The 23,430-nt window shown below is 48.4% G+C and carries 27 protein-coding genes; 15 read left to right on the top strand and 12 right to left on the bottom strand.

The genetic code is table 11. The features are described 5' to 3' along the window. The 14 genes from RMO27_RS07080 to RMO27_RS07015 all read left to right on the top strand — a co-directional run. The coding region (locus RMO27_RS07080; RefSeq protein ID WP_309730927.1) for a carbon dioxide-concentrating mechanism protein CcmK at positions 1-298 on the top strand (298 nt) is incomplete at its 5' end. Between the two features lie 7 nt (positions 299-305). After that, complete coding sequence (locus tag RMO27_RS07075) at positions 306-605, top strand: EutN/CcmL family microcompartment protein (protein ID WP_309730926.1); 300 nt, start codon at positions 306-308, stop codon at positions 603-605. 180 nt (positions 606-785) lie between these two features. Beyond that, positions 786-1,760: a ribulose bisphosphate carboxylase small subunit gene (locus RMO27_RS07070; protein ID WP_309730925.1), complete on the top strand. Its 975-nt coding sequence runs from the start codon at positions 786-788 to the stop codon at positions 1,758-1,760. Beyond that, positions 1,729-1,959 (top strand): hypothetical protein, encoded by a 231-nt coding sequence (locus RMO27_RS07065; RefSeq protein WP_309730924.1) that lies wholly within the window; start codon positions 1,729-1,731, stop codon positions 1,957-1,959. Before RMO27_RS07070 ends, RMO27_RS07065 begins: the two co-directional genes overlap by 32 nt. Positions 1,960-2,106: 147 nt before the next feature. Next, entirely contained in the window at positions 2,107-2,733 is a 627-nt protein-coding gene (locus RMO27_RS07060) for a hypothetical protein (protein ID WP_309730923.1), read from the top strand. Beyond that, positions 2,726-3,397 (top strand): ParA family protein, encoded by a 672-nt coding sequence (locus RMO27_RS07055; protein ID WP_396133637.1) that lies wholly within the window; start codon positions 2,726-2,728, stop codon positions 3,395-3,397. Before RMO27_RS07060 ends, RMO27_RS07055 begins: the two co-directional genes overlap by 8 nt. Before the next feature lie 2 nt (positions 3,398-3,399). Then, the gene (locus tag RMO27_RS07050; protein WP_309730921.1) at positions 3,400-3,840 is read left to right on the top strand and encodes a hypothetical protein; all 441 of its coding nucleotides are present in this window, start codon (positions 3,400-3,402) and stop codon (positions 3,838-3,840) included. A gap of 88 nt (positions 3,841-3,928) precedes the next feature. Further along, complete coding sequence (locus tag RMO27_RS07045; RefSeq protein ID WP_309730920.1) at positions 3,929-4,255, top strand: carbon dioxide-concentrating mechanism protein CcmK; 327 nt, start codon at positions 3,929-3,931, stop codon at positions 4,253-4,255. A gap of 140 nt (positions 4,256-4,395) precedes the next feature. Continuing rightward, positions 4,396-4,743: a carbon dioxide-concentrating mechanism protein CcmK gene (locus tag RMO27_RS07040; RefSeq protein WP_396133636.1), complete on the top strand. Its 348-nt coding sequence runs from the start codon at positions 4,396-4,398 to the stop codon at positions 4,741-4,743. Between the two features lie 216 nt (positions 4,744-4,959). Then, positions 4,960-5,739 carry a carbon dioxide-concentrating mechanism protein gene (locus tag RMO27_RS07035; RefSeq protein WP_309730930.1) on the top strand — a complete coding sequence of 260 codons (780 nt, stop codon included), beginning with the start codon at positions 4,960-4,962 and terminating at the stop codon, positions 5,737-5,739. Positions 5,740-6,148: 409 nt separating this feature from the next. Next, on the top strand, positions 6,149-7,378 hold the full coding sequence (locus RMO27_RS07030) for a glycogen/starch/alpha-glucan phosphorylase (protein ID WP_309730919.1): 1,230 nt from the start codon (positions 6,149-6,151) through the stop codon (positions 7,376-7,378). A 65-nt stretch (positions 7,379-7,443) separates the two neighbouring features. Further along, a complete protein-coding gene (locus RMO27_RS07025) occupies positions 7,444-9,852 on the top strand; it encodes a GAF domain-containing protein (RefSeq protein ID WP_309730918.1) in 2,409 nt (802 codons plus the stop codon). After that, entirely contained in the window at positions 9,827-10,267 is a 441-nt protein-coding gene (locus tag RMO27_RS07020) for a response regulator (RefSeq protein WP_309730917.1), read from the top strand. The genes RMO27_RS07025 and RMO27_RS07020 overlap by 26 nt, the downstream gene beginning before the upstream one ends. A gap of 220 nt (positions 10,268-10,487) precedes the next feature. Continuing rightward, positions 10,488-12,506 carry a PAS domain S-box protein gene (locus RMO27_RS07015; RefSeq protein WP_309730916.1) on the top strand — a complete coding sequence of 673 codons (2,019 nt, stop codon included), beginning with the start codon at positions 10,488-10,490 and terminating at the stop codon, positions 12,504-12,506. Between the two features lie 67 nt (positions 12,507-12,573). Here RMO27_RS07015 and aroQ read toward each other — a convergent pair whose 3' ends face one another. From aroQ to pgsA, 3 genes are all read right to left on the bottom strand, one after another. Continuing rightward, on the bottom strand, positions 12,574-13,053 hold the full coding sequence (gene aroQ, locus RMO27_RS07010; protein ID WP_309730915.1) for a type II 3-dehydroquinate dehydratase: 480 nt from the start codon (positions 13,051-13,053) through the stop codon (positions 12,574-12,576). Positions 13,054-13,078: 25 nt separating this feature from the next. After that, positions 13,079-13,219, bottom strand: a complete 141-nt coding sequence (locus RMO27_RS07005; RefSeq protein ID WP_309730914.1) for a hypothetical protein — start codon at positions 13,217-13,219, stop codon at positions 13,079-13,081. Positions 13,220-13,525: 306 nt separating this feature from the next. Next, positions 13,526-14,074: a CDP-diacylglycerol--glycerol-3-phosphate 3-phosphatidyltransferase gene (pgsA, locus tag RMO27_RS07000; protein WP_309730929.1), complete on the bottom strand. Its 549-nt coding sequence runs from the start codon at positions 14,072-14,074 to the stop codon at positions 13,526-13,528. 310 nt (positions 14,075-14,384) lie between these two features. Here pgsA and RMO27_RS06995 point away from each other — a divergent pair, with 310 nt between their 5' ends. Then, entirely contained in the window at positions 14,385-15,098 is a 714-nt protein-coding gene (locus RMO27_RS06995; protein WP_309730913.1) for a Crp/Fnr family transcriptional regulator, read from the top strand. An 8-nt stretch (positions 15,099-15,106) separates the two neighbouring features. Here the strand turns inward: RMO27_RS06995 and RMO27_RS06990 are convergent, their stop codons facing one another. The 9 genes from RMO27_RS06990 to sufB form a co-directional block, all read right to left on the bottom strand. Continuing rightward, positions 15,107-16,216, bottom strand: a complete 1,110-nt coding sequence (locus tag RMO27_RS06990; protein WP_309730912.1) for an S-(hydroxymethyl)glutathione dehydrogenase/class III alcohol dehydrogenase — start codon at positions 16,214-16,216, stop codon at positions 15,107-15,109. Between the two features lie 54 nt (positions 16,217-16,270). After that, a complete protein-coding gene (locus tag RMO27_RS06985; RefSeq protein ID WP_309730928.1) occupies positions 16,271-17,545 on the bottom strand; it encodes a SufS family cysteine desulfurase in 1,275 nt (424 codons plus the stop codon). A gap of 77 nt (positions 17,546-17,622) precedes the next feature. Further along, positions 17,623-18,894, bottom strand: coding sequence for a Fe-S cluster assembly protein SufD (sufD, locus tag RMO27_RS06980; protein WP_309730911.1), 1,272 nt, complete (start codon positions 18,892-18,894; stop codon positions 17,623-17,625). Positions 18,895-19,024: 130 nt separating this feature from the next. Next, positions 19,025-19,807 (bottom strand): Fe-S cluster assembly ATPase SufC, encoded by a 783-nt coding sequence (sufC, locus tag RMO27_RS06975; RefSeq protein WP_309730910.1) that lies wholly within the window; start codon positions 19,805-19,807, stop codon positions 19,025-19,027. A gap of 140 nt (positions 19,808-19,947) precedes the next feature. Beyond that, on the bottom strand, positions 19,948-20,595 hold the full coding sequence (locus tag RMO27_RS06970; protein WP_309730909.1) for a class I SAM-dependent methyltransferase: 648 nt from the start codon (positions 20,593-20,595) through the stop codon (positions 19,948-19,950). A 13-nt stretch (positions 20,596-20,608) separates the two neighbouring features. Beyond that, positions 20,609-21,196 carry a Uma2 family endonuclease gene (locus RMO27_RS06965; protein WP_309730908.1) on the bottom strand — a complete coding sequence of 196 codons (588 nt, stop codon included), beginning with the start codon at positions 21,194-21,196 and terminating at the stop codon, positions 20,609-20,611. A 59-nt stretch (positions 21,197-21,255) separates the two neighbouring features. Next, positions 21,256-21,825 (bottom strand): Uma2 family endonuclease, encoded by a 570-nt coding sequence (locus tag RMO27_RS06960; RefSeq protein ID WP_309730907.1) that lies wholly within the window; start codon positions 21,823-21,825, stop codon positions 21,256-21,258. Between the two features lie 117 nt (positions 21,826-21,942). Next, positions 21,943-22,317, bottom strand: a complete 375-nt coding sequence (locus RMO27_RS06955) for a hypothetical protein (protein WP_309730906.1) — start codon at positions 22,315-22,317, stop codon at positions 21,943-21,945. A 117-nt stretch (positions 22,318-22,434) separates the two neighbouring features. Continuing rightward, the coding region (sufB, locus tag RMO27_RS06950) for a Fe-S cluster assembly protein SufB (RefSeq protein ID WP_309730905.1) at positions 22,435-23,430 on the bottom strand (996 nt) is incomplete at its 5' end.

The raw sequence follows: 23,430 nt of genomic DNA, 5'->3' as shown, positions 1-23,430 counted from the left end.
TGCTGACGCGATGGTCAAAGCCGCACGCGTTACCCTCGTTGGTTACGAAAAAATCGGTAGCGGTCGCGTGACTGTGATCGTGCGTGGCGATGTCTCCGAAGTCCAAGCTTCCGTATCCGCAGGCGTAGAATCTGTTAAACGTGTTAATGGTGGTCAAGTACTGTCCACTCACATCATCGCGCGTCCGCACGAAAATCTAGAGTACGTTCTACCAATGAACTACACTGAAGACGTTGAGAAATTCCGCGATAGCTTAAATGGGCCTGGTCCATTGGCAATCGGCGGCAGACGTTCTTAGTAGCTCAATGAAGCTAGCTAAAGTCTTGGGTACTGTGGTCAGTACCCACAAAGAACAGAGTTTAACTGGAACGAAGTTTTTGCTCGTGCAACTGCTTGATGCCGCCGGTAACGATCTCCCAGAGTATGAAGTCGCCGCCGACTGTGTGGGCGCAGGTTTAACAGAAGTAGTTTTGCTAAGTCGGGGCAGTGCTGCCCGTCAAATCTCTAATAAAGATCGTTACCCTGTCGATGCGCTCGTCGTGGCGATCGTGGATACAGTAGCGGTAGGCAATGACTTGACATACAGCAAGCGCGATAGTGCCTGAATCAGAAATTATTATAGCGAAAAGTGCACAGAACAGGGCTTTGCCCAAGTGAAGGACTTTTCCAAGACAATCGAGCCTGCTGATGTGGCAATCTGGACACTGAAGCTGTGGGCTGGAGCTGGTCTTCCGAGGCTAATTTAAACTCAAAAGTTATTGATGATTTAACAGAGAACCCAAGATATGAGTGATATTAGTGATAGCGTCCGCCAACAAATTCGTCAGTTATTAAGCCAAGGCTACAGAGTCGGCTTGGAATATGCTGATGCGCGTCGGTTTCGGACAGGTTCGTGGCAGAGTGCGCCAGTAGCTCAAGGCAATGAAAGTACTGTCTTGAATGGTATTGCGACCATTCTCGACGAACATCAAGGTGAATACGTGCAACTGTTGGGTGTCGATACCCACTCCCGCACGCGAGTATTAGAACTAATGATTCAACGTCCCGATGGGGCAGTCACGCAAGTGAGTTCTGCCAAGATTAATGGTGGTAAGACTGTCGCTGCTGCTAGCAACGGTCATGCTAGTAGCAATGGCGGCCAAGATGTCGCCCAATCGGTTCGCCAACTATTGAGCCAAGGCTATCGGATCGGCACGGAGTTTGCGGATGCGCGACGTTATCGCGCGACATCTTGGACGAGTGGTCCTTCCTATCAAGGTAATCGCGAAGCTGAAGCGATCGCCATGTTATCCGAACTAGTTGCCAATCATCCAGATGATTATGTCCGCGCGATCGGCATCGATACTCACGCCCGCCGGCGGGTCGTCGAATTCGTGATTCATAAACCAGGCGAACCAGCAACCCTCAGTAGTGGTGGCGGCAGTAGCAGCCAAAAAACCAGCTCGTTTAGTAGCGCGTATGGTGGAGCGAGTGCGAGCAGTAACATTAAAACTTCGCTCAGTGCTGAAGTCGTAGCATCTGTGCGTCGCCTCCTGGAAAACAGCTATCAAATTAGCACCGAACATGCCGATCTGCGTCGCTTTCGGAGTAGCTCTTGGCACACTTGCAAGCCCGTATCGGCGACGCGACTCCAAGAAGCAGTCGCTCAACTAGAGACTTGCCTGAACGACCACGAGGGCGAATATGTACGGCTGATTGGGGTCGATACCCAAGCCAAACGTCGCGTCCATGAGGAAATCATTCAACGTCCCAACAAGTAGCGATCGTCTAACTAGAGACTTGTTTGAAGCGATCTTCAAGGCGAATCTGGGTGGTCGATCGACATCGATATCCAATCCCAGCGTCGCGTCCACGCACAAGATCGGGCAACTTCCCAAAAGTAACACGAACGGCGAACTGGAAATAGTCATCAGTAATACAGTTGACGATCTCAGCCGCGCGACATCGGCGCAGGGTTAGTAAATTAAGTTGTTAGTTTGGAGTTGGGCAAAATGGGGACACAGACGACCGGAATCGGGACGAGGTAACGATGCTTTTTGCCCCGATTCCTGTCTGCCATTCTAGTTGCTCTGTCTATGTGCCTCAACTCCCGTTCCCCGCTCAATCATGTTAACCAAATTTCGATCGATCTCCAGAGCGGTAGTCCCAGTCCATCTCGATGGCAATGTCTCGATCGATCCGAGTGCGGCAATTGCGCCAGGAGTCTTGCTCCAAGCTGAGGCCGACAGTCGGATTACGATCGGGGCGGGGGTCTGTATCGGTGCTGGATCGATCATCCATGCGACGGGCGGAGAACTGGAAATTGGCATGGGAGTATGCATCGGTCGTGGGGTGTTAATTATCGGCAGCGGGACGATCGAACGCAATGTGTGTATTGGGGCGGGAACGACCGTCATCGATCCGCAGATCGCCGAAGGTGAAGTCATTCCGACGCATTCACTGCTCGGAGATCGTTCTAGAGGTGAAGTGTCGGTTGTCGATGCGTCACCACCTAGTCCACCGACACCAGCCACCCCAGCTAACCCTGACGATGCTAGCGATGTCTGGGGCACTGAAGATGCCTGGGATACCCCAGTCCAGACCTCAGAGCCAAAAACACCGAACGTCGCAACTCCCAGTCAGCCAGAAACAACGATCTCAGTCACGATCGAGGTCGCCGATGGCACAGTTAAATCTGTCGCTGGCCGTGCCAACTTCGATCGACTCAAACGCCACCTTTTCCCCAATGGTTGAAATCATGCCCACCCCAGTACCACCCAAACTTAAATCAACCAAGATCGCAGTCGTGTTGAATGGTAAAGGTGGTGTGGGCAAAACCACGACGGCAATCAATCTGGCTGCCATCTTTGCCGAACAGCATCGCGTCCTCTTGGTCGATGCCGATCCTCAAGGCTCGGCGACTTGGTGGATCAAGCAAGCTCAAGGAACCGATTTGGGTTTTGAGGCAACGATCCTAACTGATTTCACTGGTGTCAACCGCAAACAGTGGTCGAAATACGATATTGTAGTTGTCGATATGCCACCAGCACTCGACTCGGTGGCACACACGGCAATTATGCCCATCGCCGATTACTTGGTTTTACCGACTCCACCCGCACCAATGGATCTGGCGGCATTGATTCGGACGGTCAGACAAGTGGTCATTCCCACCAAGATCGACCATCGCGTCCTGTTGACCAAGGTCAATTCGCGCGGGTTGCGGGAAGCTCAAGAAGCCCAGCAAACCCTTTTAGAGTGTCAGATTCCGGTTTACTATACAGTAATCAGGAATTTGAAAATTCACGAACGGGCAGCGATGGCGGGCTTACCGATTAGCCAGTTAAAAGGTCAAGCAGCCGCACCTGCTGCTGCGGACTATCGCTGTGTTGTTAATGAAATCTGGAAAGATTGGAGCTAAATATGAGTGTGAGAAAAAAACGATCGTCAGCAGCCGATGTCTTGCGGCAAGAGATGCAGCAACCCCTAGTTATTCCCGAACGGAACAATAGTAAAGATCCCAGCCCAACTACACCCACCACTACTATGAACGCACCCACCAATAATGACGACGCCGCTACTTTAGCTAAGCTGAAGACAGCCCAGGAGAGCGAAGCCAAACTCAAGCAGCAAATTGAAGATCTGCAATCCAAAGCTAATTTGGCACAAAAAGAATTGAAAGAAGCTAAAGAGACGATCGTCAAATTGGCAGAACAAGGTCAAGCACCAGCCAAGGGCAAAACTACCGCGATTGTCAAAAAAGACACCAGCCGCTCGAATGCTTCGATTACGGCACGACCGACCGAATCCCGTGAAGAAACCGCCCGCCGCCGCGCCAACACCGATATTGGTTGGTTGGATTAATGATCGGGACTGACGAAGATCGCCGTTATCGATTGTCACCAGTGCCTAGTCTTACGGCGATTAGTTGATTTTAGGAGGAGATGTCTACATGGCTACAGATCGCAGTTCGCGTCAAGCAGTTGGCACGATCCAAACCGATGGCTTCCCCCCAGTCTTAGCGGCTGCGGATGCGATGGTCAAAGCGGGTAATGTCACGTTGGTTTATTACGGCTTGGCCGAACGTGCCGAGTTTATCGTCGCGGTGCGGGGAGTGGTCTCTGCCGTAGAACAAGCTATGGCCGCTGGCGTCCTAGCTGTTGAAGCGACCAAACGCGGTGCGTTGGTCAGTCACTATATTATCCCCAATCCACCTGGAAATGTCGATAGTGTCTTACCGATTCACTATACCTCGGCATCGAGCGATTTCTGGGTGTAGGGTTAGGAGCCAGTGGAAAGCGATTAGTTGGCAGTAGGGTTTTAAAACTCCGCTAAATCGATTACTTGCTCAGGCTGTCTCAGTGGCAACGCTAGGCGATCGAAATTTATGATGATTAATTATTAAGGAGTATATTTTTAATGGCTGATTCTATGAGTTCTCAACAGGCAGTCGGCTCGATCGAAACTAAGGGGTTCCCCGCTGTCTTAGCCGCTGCTGATGCGATGCTCAAGGCTGGTCGAGTGACTCTAGTCGGCTATCTTAGAGCGGGTAGCGCGAGATTTACGGTCAATGTGCGCGGAGATGTCTCCGAAGTCAAACAGGCAATGGCAGCGGGTGTCGATGTCGTCGAAAAAGTCTACGGTGGTACGCTAGAATCTTGGGTGATTATTCCCCGTCCGCACCCCAACGTTGAGCGAATTCTACCAATTGGTTATACTGAAGAAGTCGAAGACTTTCGCGCTCAAGTAGAAGGTAGAGTTAGCTAAAGATTAGTGTATTCCCTGCTGTAGCCGATCGATGCGCTTGACATGATCGGTGCTGTGCGAATGTTTAGACAACTTCAGATCGTTGTCTAAAACCGCGATGGTGGGTAGCAAGCAGCGCATCAAAATATGCATCGATCGATCGAGATCGAAACAGTGCCCACCCGATCGCGATCGACGACCGCCGCTCGACTATTGCAGGAACCTTCTCCGCCAGCTATGTCCAATATTCATGCTGAAAGTGCCATCGGATTAATATCTACTCGTAGCTTTCCGGCGATGGTCGGCACGGCAGACATGATGATTAAGTCTGCGGCTGTAACACTAGTAGGCTATGAGAAAATCGGTGGTGGTTATTGTACTGCGGTAATTCGCGGTCGGTTTCCCGATGTCAAATTGGCTGTTGCCGCTGGTGCGGAAGTAGCCGAGCAGATGGACGAATTAATCTGCCAATCGGTAATTTCGCGACCTTTTCCCAATCTCGATGCGGTTTTACCAATTAGTGATCGGCTCCTGGCTCAAATTGTCGGTAAAAGCAAACTTAGCAATCTAGCGATTGGCTTACTCGAAACTCGTGGCTTTCCGCCGATGGTGGGGGCGATGGATGCGATGCTCAAAACCGCCGATGTCTATGTAGCTGGTTATGAAAAAACTGGCTCTGGCTTTTGTACGGCAATTATTCGCGGCACCGTCTCGAATGTGACGATCGCTCTCGATGTGGGCATGTCCGCTGCCGAACAGATTGGGGAATTGAGATCGATCATGGTGATTCCTCGCCCGTTGGAAGATTTGGAGCGGACGATTCCCACGGCCAGTTATTGGCTGGAAACCGCTTTAGTTATCCCCGAACAGCCTTTGGCGATCCCACTCCGACTGCCTCAAGTTGTCAATGCGCCGCTGGTCGAAGTGGAAGTAGTAGAAGTAGAAGTAGAAGTAGAAACAGCACAATTAACCGCCGAGCTAGAAGCGATCGAACGACGATCGATCGATCTCTCATAGCGCGACTTATCAAAATTTGTCGTCGGTAACAATCTCGTTGCGATTGTTAGCAATCGTCGATCGAGATTCAGAACGGGGAATGACAATTCACGAATTGTTCTTCCCCGTTTTTTATGGTAGCTAGAATCGCATCCTCGACTGAAGCAAATCGGGCGTTACTGATTTGAAGCATGATTCCTCACTTTGTCTTATTTTCTCCCCGCGCTCTCATCTAGCTTTTCATACCTTAATCCAGCAAAGTTGAAAATCGATCGATTAAAATCTCGATCCTCACAAGTTCCTCAAACTTCTAGGCTAGGATATTGCATGAAGAAGTTGAGTTGACATGAATTATCCATCACAATTGGCGGATGCCTGAGCAAGCATCAAACCTGGAAATTGATCGTGACACTACGAAGGAATCTAAATCATGATGGAAAGTCTTAATTGGCGCGCGGCAAGTCGGGCAACACGTTTGCAAGCAATATCACCAACATTGATGCCGATGCCTCCCCAATTCGGCGCGCCCACTCGTCATCGTACCAGTCTGGGAGCGATGCGTGCGCACTTATTGCCCCGAACTGTCAAACGCAATCGCGATCGCTGGTCGAGCGCAGCCAATCTAGTCAAGATGCCGCCGCCAGCCACCAGCGATCTCTCGATCGTCAACCCGCGTCAGTGGTTACTCGCCGGCAATCCCCGCCTAGCTGAATTAATAACAGCGACGATCGGCGATCGCTGGCTGACTCATCTTGAAGATCTCCAGCAGCTAGTCCCGATCGCTGAAGACCCCCAATTTCAAGCCCAGTGGCAAGCCGTCAAGCTGATTAACAAACAAGTCCTCGCTGCCGAGCTATGGCGATCGCAGGGGATCGAAATCGATGTCGATTCATTATTCGATCTGCATTTAGCACCGATCGACTGCCACCACCGCCAACTCTTAAATATCCTGCATATCATCAATCTGTGCGATCGCCTCAAGCAGCAGCCAGTCAACGACATCTTGCCGCGTACCTTGATCTTTAGCGAACCAGAGCCAGCTAGTATTACCGCAGACACCGAGGAAGTCGCCGATGAGCGGCAATCGATTTTGGCTCTAATTAAATCGCTGGCTCAAGTTGTAGCCGCAGATCCAGATCTCCGCCGGAAAATTCAGGTGGTCTATGTGCCAGCAGCGGCAGGATTGACGAATCAGCTGTATGCAGCGGCAGATGCGATCGAGCAGATTGCGACCGCCGCCTGGGAAGACATCGACTTGAACACACAATTAGCCACAATTAATGGTGTCGTGTCGATCGGCAGTTTGGGTAAAACCAATTATTGGTTGCAGCAAGAAGTCGGTGAAGACAATTGCTTTCGGTTTGGATTAGCAATTCCAGAAATCGCCTTGTTTAAAGAATATGGTTACGCTCCCGATAATTATTACAAATATTATCCCCAAATCCGGCGGGCGATCGATGCCTTATTAGTCGGCTACGTTACACCCACCGAGCCAGATCTGGGTCGGACGATCGTCGATTTGCTCTTAGGTGCCGATGCGGCGATGGTGATGGCCGACTATATTTTTTATGCTGCCTGTCAAGCGCAGGTCAGCCAGACCTACGCACAAGCTGCCGTCTGGACGCGAATGTCAATCTCGAACGTGGCTGGAGTAAGATAGTTAGCATCACCGAACTGACGCGCCAACAATCTTCGCCACTATATCGATCGACAGCCGATCGCCCGATGAAAAATATCGCTTCACCCAAAGTCTCAATCGGCTTTATCGCTACTCTGATCGTATTGGTAGCCAATGCTGTCGTTGCCTATCAAAGTATCAATACGATCGCTGAGAATAATCGCGCGGCCATTTGTAGCGATCGAGTCCTGACCATTTTAGAAAAAATGCTAGCGACACTCAAAGATGTCGAACGCGGTCAACAAGAATATCGCCTGACTGATAGTCTCCCCTATCTCACGATGCAGCGGGTCGATCTGGCTCAAATTCACACTCAGTTAGCATCATTGGCCAAGTTAAAGGCCGAAGCTGCCCAGCCAGAACCGATCGGGTTGTTGTCATTACCATCCCCACGACCGCAATTAGATCCACGACCGCTTGCGGTCGCCAGTGAGGTCACCCAATTAACGACGAAGATCGATCTGCTTCAAGCGCCAGGATTGACAGCAGCTCGGCGCAGCGAATTGTTCCAGCAAGGACAGCAATTGATCGAGCGAATTAGGCGAATTATTACTGACTTAGATCGCACCGAACGGATTGCCTTGGATCGATTGCAGGCGGCATCTCGCAAAAGTTTAGCCGACACCAAAATTTCGTTCGGTATTTCCGGCCTGTTGGATTTACTATTACTGACAATCTTGTACGGTCTAGTCAGCATCGATCTAACCAAAAAACAACGGGCCGAATCGACATTGCGCGATTATGTCTCTGAATTTGAAGAACTATATCACAATGCGCCGTGTGGCTATCATTCGCTCGATCCGACGGGCAAAATTTTGCGGATCAACCGCACCGAACTGCAAATGTTAGGTTATACAGAAACCGAAATCATCGGTCGCAAACAGATTCGCGATCTGTTGACAGCAGCCAGTATTCGCAAATTCGACGAGCACCTCTCGATCGTCAAGTCACTGGGATCGATTAGCGATCTAGAGTTTGAGATGATCTGTAAAGATGGTCGGATCGTGCCTGTCAGCGCGACAGTAGTTGCAGTGAAGGATGTCGATACTGGTAACGACCTAGGTGTGCGGGTGACGACGATCGATATTAGCGAGCGTGTCCGGTTGCGCAAACAGGCGCGGCTATCAGCCGAAATCTCGCAAAAAATTCGCCAATCATTAAACTTGGCAGAAATTTTAGAAACTGCGGTCGCCGAAGTCCACACACTCTTGGGGGTCGATCGCGTCTTAATTATTCGATTTGAGGCAGATGGCTCCAGTACTGTCTTACAAGAGCGAGTCTCGGCCGATTATCCAGCCATCATCGGGAAAATTGGGGTCGAGCCATGTATCGATCCTGGTTATCAGAGCCGTTACGCCCAGGAGCGGATCTATACCTTCGATGATATTACCCAAGCTGGATTTGAACCCCCCTATGTCGAATTTCTCCAGCAATTTGCCGTCAAGGCCAGTGCGATCGTGCCTATTTATTTACGCGACCAATTGTGGGGATTATTAGTCTTGCATCACTGTCAAGCACCGCGCCAATGGCAACCCAAGGAAGTGGAGATCGTCTCGCAACTGGCCAACCAAATCGGGATTGCCCTGGCTCAAGCTCAACTATTAGAACGAGAGCAGCGCCAACGCCAAGAACTAGCCCGATCGAATGCCGAGCTGGAGCAATTTGCCCATATTGCCTCTCACGATCTCCAAGAGCCGCTGCGGATGGTGATTAGCTATCTCCAACTGCTGGAACGTCGCGATCGCGGTCAACTCGATGCTGATGCCAAAGAATTTATTGCCTATGCAGTCGATGGTGCGGTGCGGATGCAAGCATTGATCCAGGCTTTGCTCGGTTATGCCCGCGTTAGCAGCCGCAAGCAGCCGTTCGACAATGTTAATTGTCATCTAGTCCTCCAAGATGCGCTCTCTAACCTGCACGTCGCGATCGCTGAAAGTGCCGCCCAAATTTCTGTTGACCCACTGCCCACAGTTTGGGGCGATGCCACGCAATTGACTCAAGTCTTTCAAAATTTGATTGCTAATGCGATCAAATTTCGCCGCGATCTCCCGCCCCAAATTCAGATCGGCGTTCGCGCGATCGTCGATCCGCCCGCTAGCACAGAGGGATCGGCAGCGGCAGAGCTGCCCACCGCACCATTGGCTTGGTGTTTTACGGTCGCGGATAATGGCATCGGTATCGAACCACAGTATCTCGACCGAATTTTTGTCATTTTTCAACGCTTACATACCCGCGTCACTTATCCCGGCACCGGAATTGGATTGGCGATCTGTAAAAAAATCGTCGAGCGTCATGGTGGTACAATTTGGGTGGAGTCTGTACCTACAAGATCCAACTTAGAATTACAGCCTCCGCTCCCGATGTTGCCCCACTGTGCCGGATCGGTATTTCATTTTACAATTCCAGCGGTAGGTAGTATCTCTCCTCAACATGCCCATAAACAGCCGCACCATTGAAGTTTTACTCGTCGAAGACAATCCTGGGGATGCCAACTTAACCCGCATCGCTTTAGCAGACCGAGAAATCAATGTCCATTTAAGTGTGGTCGCTGATGGTGTCGAAGCCATGAATTTTCTCCATCGCCAGGGTGAATATCATCAAGCGGTTCCGCCCGATCTAATTTTGTTAGATTGGAATCTCCCGCGCAAAGATGGCCGAGAAGTATTAGTTGAAATTAGAGCAGATATCAGATTTCAGCGAATTCCCGTGGTCGTACTCACCACTTCCCAAGCCGAGGAGGATATTCTCAAAGCCTACAATCTTCATGCCAATTGCTACATTACCAAGCCGGTAGATTTCAACCATTTTGTCCAAATCGTGCAATCGATCGAAGATTTTTGGTTTAATATCGTCCAATTACCACCGACATAAGTTGGCGTTCGCCACGGTTTCAGATCTCAACTCAACATCTCAACTCATCGGTGACCACGAAACTTGGTGCTGTCGATCTTTAAACACCCTTATCTCCAGAGGGCAGCAGCACGATCTCGGTGCTCGACATCTTATCGATCTCAGACAATCCGGTCGATCTTCGCTCGTTGCAATTTTTTTGACCGATCTGCGAACACTTTTACCCCCAGAGCACAGCAGCATGATTACTGTTCTCAACATCTTACTCATCGAAGACAATCCTGGTGATATTCGGTTATTGCAAGAAATCTTGCGTGAAGTAACTACGACCCGGTGCCAGATTACACCAGTGATGAGCCTAGCTGAAGCGATTGCCAAGTTAGCTACTAGCAGCAGTGATGGGAATGACGATCGCCATTTTGATGTAATTTTGCTGGATCTTTCACTACCAGATAGCCAAGGTTTAGGCTCATTTCTCGCGCTCCGCGATCGCAATCCCAGCTTACCGATTATCGTCTTAACAGGGTTAGACGACCAAAATCTGGCAATTTCCGCCATGCAGCAAGGCGCGCAAGATTATTTGGTCAAAGGACAAGTGGATAGTTCTGTCTTGCTGCGCTCGATTCGCTATGCGATCGAGCGGGAACGGACGGAAATAGCCCTCCGGCAGGCGAAAAACGAACTCGAACAACGGGTGCGCGAACGCACTCACGATCTCCAGCAAATTAACGATCGCTTGCAGCGCGAATTACTCGAACGCCAAAAAGCCGAGGCCGCGCTCCACATCTCGCGATCTCGATTTGCGGGGATCTTGGAAATTGCCAGCGACGGCATCATTGCGATCGATAGCGACCGCACCATCACACTCTTCAATCAAGGTGCCGAACAAATTTTTGGCTATCAAGCTAGTGAAGCGATCAGTCGATCGCTAGATCTACTGCTCCCATCAGGATTTGTCAAGGTTGATCGCGATTGCCCCCCTGGTGTGACAGTGGGCACTGATGCGCCCGCCAAATCCCTGGAGACCAGACAACAAGTCATTGGTACCCGCAGGGATGGCAGTCAATTTCCGGCTGAAGCTTCGATTTCCTATCTCGAACTCGGACGAGAGCAAGTTTATACGATCATCTTGCGCGATGTCACCGAACGCCAACAGACTGAAAATAACTTGCGCGACGCGCTCCAAAAACTAGACTTTCACTTTGAAAACTCGCCCCTAGCCGCGATCGAATGGGATCGGGAGTTTCGGGTCAGCCGGTGGTCTGCGACGGCTGAAAAGATTTTTGGGTGGTCTTCAGCCCAAGTTTTGGGCAAGCGTCCCGATGAATGGCAATTCGTGTGTCCCGAAGATCTTGATCGACTTCAAGAGATGATGAATCAGTTGATTGCGGGAATCGAAACCAATAATGTCACGATCGATCGTAATTATTGCCAAGATGGGACGATCGTTCACTGTGAGTGGTACAACTCGGTGCTGCTAGACGATACCGATCGAATGGAGTCCGTGTTCTCTTTGGTATTGGATGTCACGGATCGACATCAGATCGAGCGGATGAAGGATGAATTTATTTCGGTGGTCAGTCACGAACTGCGGACGCCACTGACTTCGATTTATGGTTCGCTGAAGATGCTGGCTAGCGGCTTATTGCAGCAGCAGCCGGAGAAAGAGCAACGGTTATTAAAGATTGCCGTCGATAATACCGATCGGTTGATGCGGTTGGTCAATGATATCCTGGACATCGAACGGATCGAATCCGGCACGGTGCAAATGGTCAAGTCCGTCTGGAAAGTCTCGGAGTTAATGGCCAAAGCGGTTGAGGCGATCGAACCATTGGCGGATAAAGCGGGTGTGGCTCTGAGTGTCAGCAATGCTGGCGGACATGTCTGGGTAGATGGAGATCGGACGATCCAAGCCTTTACCAATCTCCTGGGTAATGCGATTAAGTTTTCGGAGCGCGATAGTACGGTCTGGTTTACATCGAGCAAGCAAGCCGGACAGATGTTATTTCAGGTGCGCGACTACGGTCGGGGTATCCCTAGCGATAAATTAGAAGTCATTTTTGAACGCTTTCAGCAAGTGGATGCTTCTGACGCCCGCAGTGGGGAAGGCACGGGCTTAGGGCTGGCCATTTGTCGGAGTATCATCCAGCAACATGGCGGTCAGATTTGGGCAGAAAGTGTACTGGGCGAAGGGAGTACGTTTTCATTCATTTTACCGCGCTCTCCCACCGCTCAAGATAGTCAACCCAGGATCGGCTGACCGAGCGAGCCACCTCTAACTACTAGTCCCAATCGGGACGATCGAGCTGTCTAATGCTTAACTGGCGTCAACTAGGTACTGCTGTTGACGATCGGAGATGGTCAATTAATGCTTGTAAACCTAACTCGTAGCTGTAGGCCCCAAAGCCGCTAATTTGGCCGATGACGATCGGGGCTAGATAGGAGTGATGGCGAAAGGTTTCGCGTTTGTAAATATTGCTCAGATGCACTTCGACGGTGGGCATCTGCACGGCCGCGATCGCATCGCGAATCGAAATACTCGTATGGGTGTATGCACCAGCATTAATGACGATCCCGTCATGGCGATCGCGAGCTGCGTGAATGGCATCTACCAGGACACCTTCGTGGTTAGACTGCATTGGCGTCACTACCACGTCCAAAGATTTACCCACCTCGATCGCTCTGGCATCAATTTGCGCCAAAGTTGAGACGCCATAGATTCCTGGCTCGCGCAATCCCAGTAAGTTGAGATTGGGGCCGTGCAAAATTATGACGCTCAATTGACGATCGCTGTCAGCTACCGACATCAGATGTATTTATCCTCGGACTCGACTATCGCCATCTGCGGACGCGATCATCGACCGGAATCGCGATCGGTTCGGGTTCTGGCTGCATTTCGGGGCCTAAAATTGCTTCGATTAATTTGCCAGCCCAGTGCTTTAACTTTTCGAGCACTCTTTCGATATAGTCCATCAGTTAACCTACTCCAGGAATGACCGATCTTCAACCAGGCTATCTACTTACGAGCTACGATGTCAGTGAAGTACGATTGGGCGGTGGTTGAGGTCGCTTACTGTTACCTATTGTAAAGGTAAATCTCATCAAGGTGTGGAGTGAATTTCGATTGAAATCGCTGGATTTTGCTGACTTTCTCTACCTGCAACTCAATCACCGCAACCGATCGACCCCAATCCATCCCCACTCGATCGGCTTCCTTAAGTAAATATTAAGATCGTCTGAAAATAATTTTTCCAGATGATAATCTGCGGCTGTTGATCGCTATAATTGCTTCTGGACAGCGGTTGTGGGCGGGACTAGGTACAGGGCACCGGAGATGAGAGTCAAACTGACAGATATCCAAAAAGCTACCAATCCATATAGATGCCAATTGTCAATCTGCCAATTGTGGGATGTCATTGACAATGGAGCCATCAGCATGGAGATCGCCACAATCTGACTCGTTGTTTTGAGCTTGCCCCAGATATTTGCCCCGCTAATCTGGACTTGGCCGACGCGCCACCCCGCGATCGTCAATTCGCGGGCTAAAATCAGGCAGACGCCGACGGCGGGCACCAAGTGGAGATCGATGAGGATCAGCAACGGAATCAACACCAGTAACTTGTCTACGAGCGGATCGAGAAACTTGCCCAGATCCGTCACTAAATCTAGCTTGCGGGCGAGATAGCCATCTAACCAATCCGTCAATGCCGCGACTAGAAATACTCCTAGTCCCAGCCACCGGATCGTTACACTAGGATCGTACAGACAATAAACGATCACAGGTAATCCTAGCAGCCGCGAAAATGTAATCGAATTGGGTAAATTCATCAGGATAAAATGGTGGGAGAGGGCGATCTGCGGGCATACTAAGGAAGCAAGCATTCATTATCGCTACAAATAGCAACTGTCGATTGGCGATCCTCCGAACGCCAAGCAAGAGACAATGTGAGAAGTGTAACTCTTCCAATCTGCGCCAAACTTGCTACTGCCGACAGATAGGGCAGTTAGCGGCAACATTCACCCGCCGAATGGCACCTGTGCGTCCGCAAGGGACACTGGCTAATTATTCTCGAAGTCGCAACCAGCTGCCAGCTAATGGGGCTGTACCTCTACCTTTACGTATATTGACACCGATAGTATGGACAATAGACACACCAACGTTCAAACTCAGATGCAGCTTTCCGTGCAAGAGGCGATGGCTTCGGTCCCGTTTTTGAGCGAATTGCCAGCCGAGGCGGTTGCGCCGGCACTAGCCCATGCGGCTATTCGCAATCATCCTGCCAATCAAACGATCTTACTCGAAAATGACTGGGGTGGCTCGGTGTATTTTGTGTTGAGTGGCTGGCTCAAAATTCGGACTTACAATGCTGACGGGCGGGAAATTACCCTGAATATTGTCGGTAGAGGTGAGATTGTCGGTGAGATGGCGGCATTGGAACAAGCACCACGTTCTACTGATGTGCTGAGTTTGACGCCAGCAACGATCGTCAATATTCCGGCAGAAGATTTCGTGCGGCTGCTCAAAACCGAACCACTGGCGGGGATGCGACTGGCGCAATTGATGGCTCGCAGATTGCGCCAAGTCAATCGGCGGTTGCGGTTGCGCGAATCAAATAGTGCCTCGCGCGTGGCGGATACGCTGTTGTTTTTGGTCGAGGGACAGGGAAAAAGTGTGTCTAAAGGTGTCGAAATCCCGAATTTACCCCATCGGGAACTCAGTAGTATGAGCGGGTTGGCACGAGAAACTGTGACGCGAGTACTCACCAAAATGGAAGCGGCGGGATTGATCGCCCGCAAACAAGATATTTTGTTAATCCCCGATGTGGCAGCTTTAGAAGCTAGTATCGCCTGATCGATCGCTTAGAATGTCAGAATCGATCGAATGGCTTTGCCGTCCCGCATGGCGGCGAAGGCATCATTGACACGATCGATCGGCATGATATCACTGACCAAATCGTCGATATTAATCTTGCCCTCCATATACCAATCGACGATTTTGGGCACATCCGTCCGCCCTTTAGCCCCACCAAAAGCCGTACCCTTCCATACTCGCCCCGTAACCAATTGAAAGGGTCTGGTGGCGATTTCTTGGCCAGCTCCGGCGACGCCGACAACTACGCTGACACCCCAACCTTTGTGACAACATTCTAATGCCTGTCGCATCAGCGTGACGTTACCAGTACATTCAAAACTATAATCGGCTCCGCCCTTAGTCAGATCCACCAGATAGGGCACTAAATCGCCCTCCACTTCCTGCGGATTGACAAAATGAGTCATCCCAAATTTCTCTGCTAAGGCGCGCTTAGCGGGGTTGATATCGATGCCGACGATGATATTTGCACCGACCATTCGCGCGGCTTGAATCACATTTAACCCCACTCCACCCAAGCCGAATACCACTACGTTGGCACCGACTTCGACTTTGGCCGTATTAATCACCGCACCAATGCCAGTAGTCACGCCACACCCAATCAGACAGACTTTTTCAAAGGGGGCATCGGGGCGAATTTTAGCCAGCGCAATTTCAGGTACCACTGTATAGTTCGCAAACGTGGACGTCCCCATATAGTGGTGCAACATCTGTCCCTGATAGGAAAACCGACTGCTGCCATCGGGCATCATACCTTGTCCCTGGGTGAGCCGAATGGCTTGACAGAGATTGGTTTTGCCGCTGAGGCAATAATCACAATTACGGCATTCGGGCACATATAGGGGAATCACGCGATCACCTGGTTTGAGGCTGGTGACACCCGCACCAATCTCGACGACGACCCCTGCACCTTCATGTCCCAAAATCGCCGGAAATAAGCCTTCTGGGTCGGCTCCCGACAAGGTATAAGCATCGGTATGACAAACCCCCGTTGCTTTGATTTCGACTAACACCTCTCCCGCTTGGGGCGGTGCGAGATCGACGGTGGTAATTTCGAGCGGTTTGCCTGCTTGGAAGGCAACTGCGGCTTTGACTTGCATAGCTGAGTGTTGGCGGGAGGTTCTTTACTATTCAAGCAGATTTTGATGTCGCGCTTAACTAAAAATACTATCGAAAAACTCGATCGATTCTTGGAGGGAAGCAATAAAACTGTCAATTTCCTCTTTCGTATTGTAGAAATACAAACTCGCGCGAGCTGTGGATTGAGCTTTAATAAACCGGTGCAAAGGTTGGGTGCAATGATGTCCGGCGCGAATCGCAATTCCGGCTTGATCTAGCATGGTGGAAAGATCGTGCGGATGTACCTCACCAGCCGTAAACGATGCTAAGGCTGCGCGTTCTTTGGGTGGTTTGGGGCCATAGATTTTCACCTGCGGGATTTGCATTAATTTCTCAAACAAATAAGCTGTCAATTCTGCTTCATAAGCATGAATTTTATCCATCCCAATATTTGTTAAATAATCTACTGCCGCACCTAAAGCGATCGCTTCGGCAATTGCGGGGGTACCCGCTTCAAACTTATGAGGTAAATCTGCATAAGTCGCATTTTCTAAAAATACATCGGCAATCATTTCGCCACCACCTAAGAACGGCGGCATAGATCGCAATAAATTTAGCTTCCCGTATAGGAATCCAATCCCCGTGGGACCACACATTTTATGACCTGATACTGCCATCCAATCACAATCTAAATCTTGGACATCTAGCCGCATGTGCGGGGCACTCTGACAAGCATCAACTAATACCTTTGCATCGTATTGACGCGCGAGTGCAACAATATCTTTAATGGGATTGATACAACCTAACGTATTAGAAACGTGAACTACCGATACTAATTTAGTCTTTTCATTCACCAACGATTGGTAATGTCCAAAATCAAACTCTTCTTCCGGTGTGAGTTGGACAAATTTGAGTCGCGCTCCGGTTTTTTGGGCGACTAATTGCCAGGGAATCAGATTGCTATGATGCTCCATGACAGACAAAATTACTTCATCACCGCGTTGGAGATTGCTCAATCCCCAACTGTAGGCAACTAAATTGATTGCTTCTGTTGCATTACGGGTGTAAATAATCTCTTGTGAAGAAGCAGCATTAACAAATTTGGCAATCTTTTCGCGCGCACCTTCATAGGCGTCTGTCGCTTCGGAGCTGAGCGTATGTACGCCCCGATGGACGTTGGAATTGTAGTGACTGTAGTAATGTTCTAGAGCGTGAATGACTGCATGAGGTTTTTGGGAAGTGGCCGCATTATCTAGATAAACTAGGGGCTTGCCATGCACCTCGCGGTGGAGAATGGGAAAATCTGCTCGCACTGTATCTGCGAGACTTTGCTTGGTGTGAATCCCCGATTTGGTTTGGATAAAAGTCATGTCTTCAGCAGTTCCTGTCAGATTTTGGATTAATCGTAGAATCGGGCTTTCTCTAGTCATTGCTTACCAGTTCCTAGTTAGCTTTTGAATGTTTTTACGGCTACTGCTAATTGTTTGCGTACGGAGGCGACGGGGATTCGATCGACTATTTCTACAGCAAAAGCATTGATTAATAATATTTTAGCTGTTTCGATATCCAATCCTCGACTCTGGAGGTAGAAGATCTCATCGTCTTCTAATTGGCTGACAGTTGCGCCGTGGGAGCATTTAACGTTGTCAGCGGTAATTTCTAGCTGGGGTTTGGTATCGATGCGTGCCTTGGCAGATAGCAGCAGATTGCGATTCAATTGCCCAGCGTTAGTTTGTTGGGCAGCTTGCGGTACAAATACTTTACCGTTGAAGATCGCATGGGCGCGATCGTCTACGATACATTTGTGCAGTTGGTTGGTGATGCCGTGGGGTTGGGTGAGCGAGATCGTGCTATGGGTATCCGATTCTTGTTCGCCGTTTACCATCGTCAAACCATTGAGGTAAGTTTCTGTCTGCGCGCCGATTTGGAAGATTTCCCAGTTGTGGCGTGAGAGTTTGCTACCGAGTTCGATCGAGTTACCTGTATAGGAACTATGCTGGGATTGGGATACTGCTGTTTTACCGATATGGATAGCGGTGATAGCTTCGTCTTGGATGCGGGTACAATCGAGTTTGGCAGATTCACCCAACCAGATCTCGGTGACAGCATTGTTGAAATAGATGGCATCGCCACTGGCTACATGCCGATATTCTTCGACTAACGTTGCGCTACTTCTCTGTTCTAACACGATTAGCGTACGCGGTTGAGTCGAGATCGCCGTATCGGTTGTGGTAGTAATAAATAATAGCTGAATCGGTATATCTAGTGAGATATCTGGAGCTAACCAGACTATGGCTGCGTCATTAATGCCAGCCGTATTAATTGCGGTAAATACTTCTTCGCCCCCAGGCTGTTTGCCGAGATAAGTCGTAATTGCCAACCCAGCAGCATTGGCGGCGGCAAGATTGCCAATAAATACACCAGCAGGTAGGTGAGCCAGGCTGGAGAGTAGGGGTGCGTAGCTGCCGTTGACGAATACGATGCGGGTGTTGGCGGCTTCGGGGATGACGAAGCTGTCAATATTGACTGGTGGTAGCTGAAGGGCTGCGGGGGTGAATGTTTGGGTGAGGAGTGGGGCGAGGTTTGTGAACCGCCATTCTTCATCGGTGGTGCTAGGGATTGTTTGTTCTTGGAGGTATCCGGCAGCTTGGGTGCGGAGTTCGTGGAGTTGGGGGTTGGGGGCTGGGGTGGTGAGGAGTTGGGTGAGGGTTGGTGTCATATATTCGCAGAGGGCGCGGAGAGGGGGAGAGTACGCAGAGAGGTTGTTGGTGTTGTGCGGGGTGTTTATTTAAACACAGAGGTACGCGGAGGTACCACAGAGGGGCACTGAGGGATTGGATAGTGAGGAACTAAATTCCTACGGGTTGGGGTTCTGTTACCCAGTCGTAGCCTTTGGCTTCTAGTTCGAGGGCGAGTTCTTTGCCGCCGCTGGTGAGGATTTGGCCGTTGGCCATGACGTGGACGAAGTCGGGGATGATGTAGTCGAGGAGGCGTTGGTAGTGGGTGATCACGAGCATGGAGTTATCTTGGTTTGATAACTGATTGACGCCGTTGGCAACGATTTTGAGGGCGTCGATATCCAAGCCAGAATCGGTTTCATCGAGGATGGCGAGGCTGGGTTCGAGGATCGCCATTTGAAGGATTTCGTTGCGCTTTTTCTCACCACCGGAGAAGCCTTCGTTGACGCTCCGGCTGAGGAAGGCGGGGTTCATTTTGACGATTTCTAGTTTGTCTTGGATCAGTTCGTCAAAGTCAAAGGCGTCTAATTCTACTAGTCCTCGATGCTTTTGGCGAGAGTTGTAAGCAACGCGGAGGAAGTCCAAGTTACTAACGCCAGGGATTTCTAATGGATATTGGAAAGCTAGAAATACACCAGAACGCGCCCGATCTTGAGGTTCTAAGTCAAATAAATTCTCGCCTTTATAGGTGACTTTGCCACCAGTAACTGTATAAGCGGGATGTCCGGCTAATACTTTGGATAGGGTACTTTTCCCAGAACCATTCGGCCCCATAATTGCATGAATTTCGCCAGCCTTGATTTCGAGACTTACACCGTTTAAGATCTGCGTATCATCGACGTTTGCGGTCAGGTTTTCGATCGAGAGGATAACTGGACTATTAGGATTAATCATATTTAGATTTTATTTAATTGCGTTTTAATAATATTCGATCGATCTTAGCTGGTCTTCTATCATATCATTATCCAGAGAGGAAGCCAGAATGGGTGTCATCTCGAACTGAAAGAACTCAGCAAACTCCACAAATACATACATTAGACATCGGCGATTATCATCACAGAATCAAATTTCTCATCTCGATCGCGATGGTCGATCGAGATATTATTAAATCCAGCACCGACTAGTAGATGTTTGATATCTTCAGGTGCATATAATTTGAAATCATGTTGAGTAAAAGGTAAGTCTTTCATCTTGTCAGCCGATCGAATACTAATAATTAATTTACCGCCCTTTTTCAGTACTCGCCTAATTTCGCGCAAACTAACTAATGGATCTTTCCAAAAATAGATCGTATTAACGGTACAAACCTTGTCAAATATCTTGGCCTCAAATGGTAATTGACCGACATCGCCAAACTCGATCGAGACTTTACCAGCTTGAATCGATTTTTTAAATCTTCGTTTAGCTTTATCTACCATCGCCTGAGAAAAATCGACACCATGAATTTTACCAGTGTCGATTGTCTTAAGCATTTCCTCGATCGTGACTCCACCACCAAAGCCGATATCTAAAACTCGATCTGTAGGTTTAACATCTAAAAGTTCGACGGTGAGATGATTGATTTTCTCATTTCCTTTGTTAAGGAAATCTCCCATGAAAAATTTACCGAACAATCCCGATGGTTGCCGGAGTTGATCGGCGAGAAACTTATTAGGAATGATTTTTGGAACGATCGATCTCATGATTACTAATTAACTATTTACTCTCAGTTTCTGGCACGAACGAAATCCCTTCGTAAATTCGCTCGATCGGGAAAGTCAAATTCACACTTTTAAGTTTGATCGTATCCCCCACTTGATAGTTAATAATTTCCCAACTTCCGCTTTCAGTTTTGCGGTACAGATCGATCTCGATCTTCTCAGAACTAACCAATACATAATCTTGTAGAACCGGATTTTGGCGATACATCCTAAACTTACCACCTCTGTCATAAGCTTCGGTACTTTTGGATAACACCTCAATAATTAAGCATGGGTAAGTAATATATTGAGTAGTAATTTTATCTCGATCGTCACAAGTAACGCTTATATCTGGATAAGTATAGTCATTTGATTCAACGATATTCACCCGACAATCGGAATTAGCTGTCTGGCAAACACCTCCACTAAGGTGATTATCTAATAAAGCACCAAATTTCAGGGCAATTCGACTATGGTTAACAGTCCCACCAGTCATGGCATAAACTTCACCGCCGAGATATTCATGCTTTTCTAATTGTTGCTCCTCCCAAGCAAAGTATTCTTCAGGAGTAAATCTGGGGGTATTGTCTCGTACAGCAACCATAACGTAGATATTTTATTTTATAATTGAGAACCCATATTTATATTATTTATATATCGATCTTATCCCACCTTCAACCAGCCAAAGACATCACCAGCAGTTAGTTTAATAGATCGAGCAAACTCAGGTACAATTAATTCAGCTTCGAGCAGATCCACTACTTGAACTTGTTTATCCGGTTGATAAGCTAAGATCATCTTCTCAGCCGGATCGATCAACCAGCTTACTTCAGTACCACGATCTAAACAATGAAGAATATTCTTAATTACTTTAGTCGTACTTTGATCTGGAGATAAGATTTCAATTGTCCAATCGGGTGCAGTTGTCACCACATTGGCAACCTCACCATCGTCATCTTTAGGAATATTTTCATTCTTTAATACAACTACATCAGGGACTATAGATCGACCACCAAAAGTACATCTTAATTCTGATAGTGCTATGGCTATCTTCGACTCTAATAAAAGTGAATTAATGAAGATAAGTAGCTTGGTCTGAATTACGCTATGTTTTCCTTGAGGCATTGGCTTTTGAACTATCTTTCCATCAATATATTCACTCGCAGGTTTAGTTTCTGGAAGAGCCAGAAATTTTTCTAAAGTAATAATATTTTTTACAGGTGTCGCAACCATTTTAAAACTTTAATTTTGTAGGGTGGGCACTGCCCACATTTTGATACTGACTAAATTCAATTATGCTTCAGTGTTAGCGATTGATTGACATTTTTACCCTAAAAGCTTGTGCTGACATCAAACTATTAGTCCAAATATTTCACCAGAAATAACAAAAGATTCGTACATAGCACTATCATCAATGAGATCTAACGAATAATTATCAGAAAAATTCAGTCTCAAGGTATCTGATCCTATTACGCTCACAGATTCAATCAATTTTCCTAGTAAGCATACTAACATTTTGCTTTTATCTACTTCTTCTACGCCATGACCGCTTAAAATCATAGAACCATTTTGCCATATATTATATTTGCACTGTATCGTGATATCCGAGGAAATATTTGACTCATTTGCTAATACTAAAGTTACGCTAAAAAGACTAACGCGTACTTGTACTAACTCATTGTCAAAAAGAGGGGTGAAATCTATTGACTTATCTATCTTGTACATTTAACAAAACAAGAGTTGGGGGGTGAGTCTCATATTCATGTTTATATCAAACTCTTGTTATCTATCAAAGTTGATGATTGGTGGGCAATGCCCACCCTACGAATTAACTATCTAAAATTAACCGACAGTACCTTCTAATTTCAGACTCAACAATCTGTCGGCTTCAACCGCAAATTCCATCGGAAGTTGATTAAAGACATCCTTACAGAAACCACTAATCATCATCGAAATCGCATCCTCTTGGGAAATCCCCCGTTGAGCGAAGAAGAACAATTGATCCTCACCAATCTTAGAAGTAGATGCTTCGTGTTCGACTTTGGCAGTTTGATTCTGAACTTGGATATAGGGGAAAGTATTCGCCTGCGCTCTGTCGCCAATTAGCATCGAGACACATTGGGAGTAATTTCTCGCGCCTTTGGCTGTCGGATTCATTTTGACTAAACCGCGATAGCTATTCTTCGATTTTCCGGCGGAAATCCCTTTGGAAATAATCGTACTGCGGGTATTTTTGCCCACATGGATCATCTTGGTGCCAGTATCGGCTTGTTGGAGATTATTAGTCAGCGCGACGGAATAAAATTCGCCGACGGAGTTGTCGCCGACTAAGACACAACTGGGATATTTCCAAGTAATTGCCGAACCTGTTTCTACTTGCGTCCACGAAATCTTGGAATTGACACCTTTACACAAGCCGCGTTTGGTAACGAAGTTGTAGATGCCACCTTTCCCAGTTTCATCGCCAGCGTACCAGTTTTGGACGGTGGAATATTTGATTTCGGCGTTATCTAATACGACCAATTCGACGACGGCGGCGTGGAGTTGATTGGTGTCAAATGCGGGTGCGGTACAGCCTTCGAGGTAAGTGACGGATGCACCTTCATCGGCGATGATTAATGTCCGCTCGAATTGACCGCTATCGCCGGTATTGATCCGGAAATAAGTGGATAAATCCATCGGGCATTTGGTGCCTTTGGGGATGTAGACAAAGGAACCGTCGCTAAATACGGCGGAGTTTAAGGCTGCAAAGAAATTATCGGCGATCGGAACCACGCTACCCAAGTATTTCTCGATCAATTCGGGATATTCTTTGACAGCTTCGGAAATCGAGCAGAA

Source organism: Chamaesiphon sp. OTE_75_metabat_556 (assembly GCF_031378165.1).
Classification (GTDB): domain Bacteria; phylum Cyanobacteriota; class Cyanobacteriia; order Cyanobacteriales; family Chamaesiphonaceae; genus Chamaesiphon.
This window is presented reverse-complemented; position numbering and strand designations above follow the sequence as displayed.

What these genes read in the sequence shown, in the direction of transcription:
- RMO27_RS07075 (WP_309730926.1), top strand. Translation starts at nt 306, where the DNA reads ATGAAGCTAGCTAAAGTCTTGGGTACTGTGGTCAGTACCCACAAAGAA.
- RMO27_RS07070 (WP_309730925.1), top strand. Translation starts at nt 786, where the DNA reads ATGAGTGATATTAGTGATAGCGTCCGCCAACAAATTCGTCAGTTATTA.
- RMO27_RS07065 (WP_309730924.1), top strand. Translation starts at nt 1,729, where the DNA reads ATGAGGAAATCATTCAACGTCCCAACAAGTAGCGATCGTCTAACTAGA.
- RMO27_RS07060 (WP_309730923.1), top strand. Translation starts at nt 2,107, where the DNA reads ATGTTAACCAAATTTCGATCGATCTCCAGAGCGGTAGTCCCAGTCCAT.
- RMO27_RS07055 (WP_396133637.1), top strand. Translation starts at nt 2,726, where the DNA reads ATGGTTGAAATCATGCCCACCCCAGTACCACCCAAACTTAAATCAACC.
- RMO27_RS07050 (WP_309730921.1), top strand. Translation starts at nt 3,400, where the DNA reads ATGAGTGTGAGAAAAAAACGATCGTCAGCAGCCGATGTCTTGCGGCAA.
- RMO27_RS07045 (WP_309730920.1), top strand. Translation starts at nt 3,929, where the DNA reads ATGGCTACAGATCGCAGTTCGCGTCAAGCAGTTGGCACGATCCAAACC.
- RMO27_RS07040 (WP_396133636.1), top strand. Translation starts at nt 4,396, where the DNA reads ATGGCTGATTCTATGAGTTCTCAACAGGCAGTCGGCTCGATCGAAACT.
- RMO27_RS07035 (WP_309730930.1), top strand. Translation starts at nt 4,960, where the DNA reads ATGTCCAATATTCATGCTGAAAGTGCCATCGGATTAATATCTACTCGT.
- RMO27_RS07030 (WP_309730919.1), top strand. Translation starts at nt 6,149, where the DNA reads ATGATGGAAAGTCTTAATTGGCGCGCGGCAAGTCGGGCAACACGTTTG.
- RMO27_RS07025 (WP_309730918.1), top strand. Translation starts at nt 7,444, where the DNA reads ATGAAAAATATCGCTTCACCCAAAGTCTCAATCGGCTTTATCGCTACT.
- RMO27_RS07020 (WP_309730917.1), top strand. Translation starts at nt 9,827, where the DNA reads ATGCCCATAAACAGCCGCACCATTGAAGTTTTACTCGTCGAAGACAAT.
- RMO27_RS07015 (WP_309730916.1), top strand. Translation starts at nt 10,488, where the DNA reads ATGATTACTGTTCTCAACATCTTACTCATCGAAGACAATCCTGGTGAT.
- aroQ (WP_309730915.1), bottom strand. Translation starts at nt 13,053, where the DNA reads ATGTCGGTAGCTGACAGCGATCGTCAATTGAGCGTCATAATTTTGCAC.
- RMO27_RS07005 (WP_309730914.1), bottom strand. Translation starts at nt 13,219, where the DNA reads ATGGACTATATCGAAAGAGTGCTCGAAAAGTTAAAGCACTGGGCTGGC.
- pgsA (WP_309730929.1), bottom strand. Translation starts at nt 14,074, where the DNA reads ATGAATTTACCCAATTCGATTACATTTTCGCGGCTGCTAGGATTACCT.
- RMO27_RS06995 (WP_309730913.1), top strand. Translation starts at nt 14,385, where the DNA reads ATGGACAATAGACACACCAACGTTCAAACTCAGATGCAGCTTTCCGTG.
- RMO27_RS06990 (WP_309730912.1), bottom strand. Translation starts at nt 16,216, where the DNA reads ATGCAAGTCAAAGCCGCAGTTGCCTTCCAAGCAGGCAAACCGCTCGAA.
- RMO27_RS06985 (WP_309730928.1), bottom strand. Translation starts at nt 17,545, where the DNA reads ATGACTTTTATCCAAACCAAATCGGGGATTCACACCAAGCAAAGTCTC.
- sufD (WP_309730911.1), bottom strand. Translation starts at nt 18,894, where the DNA reads ATGACACCAACCCTCACCCAACTCCTCACCACCCCAGCCCCCAACCCC.
- sufC (WP_309730910.1), bottom strand. Translation starts at nt 19,807, where the DNA reads ATGATTAATCCTAATAGTCCAGTTATCCTCTCGATCGAAAACCTGACC.
- RMO27_RS06970 (WP_309730909.1), bottom strand. Translation starts at nt 20,595, where the DNA reads ATGAGATCGATCGTTCCAAAAATCATTCCTAATAAGTTTCTCGCCGAT.
- RMO27_RS06965 (WP_309730908.1), bottom strand. Translation starts at nt 21,196, where the DNA reads ATGGTTGCTGTACGAGACAATACCCCCAGATTTACTCCTGAAGAATAC.
- RMO27_RS06960 (WP_309730907.1), bottom strand. Translation starts at nt 21,825, where the DNA reads ATGGTTGCGACACCTGTAAAAAATATTATTACTTTAGAAAAATTTCTG.
- RMO27_RS06955 (WP_309730906.1), bottom strand. Translation starts at nt 22,317, where the DNA reads ATGTACAAGATAGATAAGTCAATAGATTTCACCCCTCTTTTTGACAAT.